We start from the raw sequence: 4,037 nt of genomic DNA, 5'->3' as shown, positions 1-4,037 counted from the left end.
AATGTATAAAGTAAAATTATTCTATAAAGTCTATGTTAGTTCGCTTTCGCGAAAGCGTAATCTCAATAATATAAGCTACGAAAATAGTTAATATTTACCTAGAGAAACAAGTCAATCTCAAATTATCATGATTAATAAAGATTAAAAGCTTAAATAACCGACATAATTCAAGTAAATTTCCATTCGTCTAAACGTAGGTGTATCAAGAATACTCTGTGATTGTGAGCCAGTAATAGTTTCATTATTCTATTTTTGCAGCGCAAAAGAAAATAAATGAAGTTCAAGGAAGAAATAGCACGTAGAAGGACCTTTGGGATTGTTTCTCACCCAGATGCGGGAAAAACAACACTAACTGAAAAACTACTTTTATATGGTGGAGCCATACAAGAAGCTGGAGCGGTAAAGTCTAACAAGATTAAGAAAGGTGCTGCCAGTGATTTTATGGAGATTGAGCGCCAGCGCGGGATATCTGTTGCGACATCTGTACTTGCGTTTGAATACAATGGAATTAAGGTAAACATTCTCGATACTCCTGGTCACAAAGATTTTGCTGAGGACACCTTTAGAACCTTAACAGCTGTGGATAGTGTGATCGTTGTGATAGACGTAGCAAAAGGTGTAGAGGAACAGACTGAAAAGCTGGTCAAAGTATGCCGCATGCGCAATATCCCTATTATCGTTTTTATTAATAAGATGGATCGTGAAGGTAAAGATGCGTTTGACCTACTGGATGAAATAGAGCAAAAGCTTGAATTAAGAGTGACTCCTCTAAGTTTCCCTATAGGAATGGGTTATGATTTAAAAGGTATTTATAATATCCATAAAAAGAATATTAACCTTTTTACTGGTGAGTCCTCAAAGGATATACACGCTACTACTGCTGTTAACGATCTTTCTAGCACTGAACTGGATGAACTGATAGGTGATAAAGCGGCATACACTTTGAGAGAAGAACTTGAGCTGGTGGAAGGAATCTATCCTGAGTTTGAGAGAAATGAATATCTGGAAGGAACATTACAGCCTGTGTTTTTTGGTAGTGCGTTGCACAACTTTGGAGTTATGGAATTGCTGGATGGTTTTATCGAGATTGCTCCAGCGCCACGTCCTAAAAAGGCTGAGGAACGACTCGTAGAACCTAGCGAGAAAGAATTTAGCGGTTTTGTTTTTAAGATTCATGCAAATATGGATCCTAAACATAGAGATCGACTTGCCTTTATTAAAATCGTGAGTGGAACCTTTGAAAGAAACAAGGCATATAAACACGTACGACTGAATAAGAATCTTAAGTTCTCTAGTCCTAACGCGTTTTTTGCAGAGAAAAAAGAAATCGTGGATGAGTCTTTTCCAGGTGATATCGTAGGATTGCATGATACTGGTAACTTTAAAATAGGCGATACATTAACCGCTGGAGAAGTATTGCATTACATAGGAATACCTTCTTTTTCTCCCGAGCACTTTAGATATATCAATAATGCAGATCCACTTAAATCTAAGCAACTAGCTAAAGGAATAGACCAGTTAATGGATGAAGGTGTTGCACAGCTGTTTACTCTAGAACTTAATGGTCGTAAAGTAGTAGGTACGGTAGGCGCTTTACAATTTGAAGTAATTCAATACCGACTGGAGCATGAATATACAGCATCGTGTTCTTATGAAAACCTTAATGTTCACAAGGCATGCTGGATCGATGCCGTAGATAGAAATAGTGATGAGTTCAAGGATTTCAAACGAGTAAAAGCAAAGTTCCTTGCAAAAGACAAGAGAGGTCAACTGGTCTTTTTTGCAGATAGTGCCTTCTCTTTACAGATGACACAGCAGAAATACCCAAGTATTAAATTCCATTTTGTATCAGAATTTGAGCCCGCAACCGCTTCATAGATTTTAATTAAACACATAAAGCCTGCAATAGCAGGCTTTATGTGTTTAATTAAAAGTTACTATTGTCTTTTAATCACAGTCTCCATAGTTCCCTAATCCAGAAACTATAAACTCTGATCTTCTATTTAACTGGTGTTCTTCTACAGAACATGGAACACCGTTTGAACAGCGATTTACTAATTGTCTTTCTCCATAACCTCTAGCTGTTAATCGAGAAGCATCAATACCTCTTTGTATAAGCCAATTACGAGTACTTTGAGCACGTTTCTCTGATAATCTATCGTTATATGCGTCTGGCGCTCTACTATCTGTATGAGACCTTATTTCAACAGCTGTTTGAGGATATAATTCCATGAACGCTTGAATCTTTGATAATTCTAACGCTGCGTCCTGTCTGATATTGAATCTATCAAAGTCAAAATAAATATCTTTAATATTTAACAATGGAGCAATGTCATCACAGTCTACAACTGGTATTTTTTCATTTACCATAGATAACGGAACGTCTAAGAAGTCACTCTGTGTAGGTGTTGTGAATAAATCTTCGTCAGAACTGTAGTCGTCCTTTTCTGTTCTAACAAAGTATTGTTTACCACATTCCAGTTTGAAAACGTATTTACCATTTGCTTTAGTAACTAGTTCATCTACCTTATTATTATTTGCATCCATTACCATCACGGTAGCTTGATCCATAGGCTCACCGGTCTTATCATCTGTAACGGTACCTGTTAAGATAACTTCGCAAGCATCTCTCAAATCTTCTAACTGAACAAAGCGATAGATATCATCATCTCCTTCTCCACCTGGTCTGTTTGAAGTGAAGTAACCTATATTAGTATCATCATTAATGATAAAAGCAAAGTCGTCATCAATGGTATTTGCAGGTTTCCCAATGTTCACCGGCTTACTTAATGTACCGTCTGGATTAATGGAACTAGCAAAAATATCTAGCCCACCAAGTCCTTGGTGTCCTGATGATGCGAAGTACAAGATTCCTTTTTTACTTACAAATGGGAACGTTTCTCTACCAGCTGTATTGATTTCAGTAAGATTTCTAGGCTCACCAAATGAACCATCATCGTTAACATCTACTACCCACAAATCTGATTTAGTAAATTCTTCATCAATATCATACCCTACACTTCCAGGCATATCACTTGAAAAGTACATACGTTTTCCATCTGGTGATAGCGCTGGGTGCGCAACAGAATATTCATCGTTATTGAAAGGCAATTCCACAGGAGTACTCCATGACTTACCTTCTTTATTTGATCGATATATTTTTAGTTTATTAATACCATCTAAGTCTTGTCTATACACTCCACGATTATAATTGTTACGTGTGAAATAGACCGTATTACCGTCTGCGGTAAAAGCAGGTGTACTTTCATGGAACTTTGAGTTTAAGACTTTTGAGAATCTCTTTTCATTAGACAATTTACCTGACGCATCAGCATCAGACGTGTATAGTTGTAAGAATGATTGCCCATTCCAGCTGTGCGTTCTATTAGAAAGAGAGTTTGTATCTCTAGCTGTTGCATAGACTACTTGGTTTTTTGCATCATAGAAAGCTGGTCCAAAATCTGTAGTATAAGAGTTGATTTTTCTTGTATTTTCCACTTCAAATCTACCTGACTGAAAGTCAATTATTTGCAAATAATCAGGTTGGTCGCTATAGCTTTTAGAACGTGTATCATATCCTTTAAAGGTGTTGAACTTTGCCATAAGAGCATCTGCCTCAGCATATCTTCTTACTGCTTTTAATGATTGAGCGTATCTGAAGTAATATTCAGGAGAAATTACATCGTTATCCATTTCAAATAACTGGCTGTAATATTTATATGCCTCTTCTAATTCATCATTAAAGTAGTACGTATCTCCTAGCTTTGAAAGTATTTCTTCATTTTTATAGCCGCTCTCTACTACTTTTAGATAGATTTCTCTTGCGTCTATAAACGCTAAGTTTTCGTAATCCTTATTGGCCTTTTTCACTGTCTTATTCTGAGCTAAACCCATAACAGAAAAAGCAAAAACAAGTATAATCGATATATTTTTAATCATTTTCATCTTATTATGTATTAGAAGAATCGAGGTGTTATAATCTTATCGTAGCTGTTGAACAACTCAAATCGCATGAACAATTCATAACTACCATCATT

The 4,037-nt window shown here is 36.3% G+C and carries 2 protein-coding genes; one reads left to right on the top strand and one right to left on the bottom strand.

Translation table 11 applies throughout. The annotated features are described in order from the left end of the window. Nucleotides 1–273: 273 nt before the first annotated feature. Nucleotides 274–1,878 carry a peptide chain release factor 3 gene (locus ACSHWW_RS13575; protein ID WP_435683009.1) on the top strand — a complete coding sequence of 535 codons (1,605 nt, stop codon included), beginning with the start codon at nt 274–276 and terminating at the stop codon, nt 1,876–1,878. Between the two features lie 69 nt (nt 1,879–1,947). Here the strand turns inward: ACSHWW_RS13575 and ACSHWW_RS13570 are convergent, their stop codons facing one another. Further along, complete coding sequence (locus ACSHWW_RS13570; protein ID WP_435683008.1) at nt 1,948–3,939, bottom strand: OmpA family protein; 1,992 nt, start codon at nt 3,937–3,939, stop codon at nt 1,948–1,950. Nucleotides 3,940–4,037 lie beyond the last annotated feature (98 nt).

Source organism: Nonlabens sp. (assembly GCF_051251825.1).
Taxonomy (GTDB): Bacteria; Bacteroidota; Bacteroidia; order Flavobacteriales; family Flavobacteriaceae; genus Nonlabens.
Note: the sequence above shows the minus strand (reverse complement) of the source record. Positions and strands in the feature narration are given on the sequence as shown.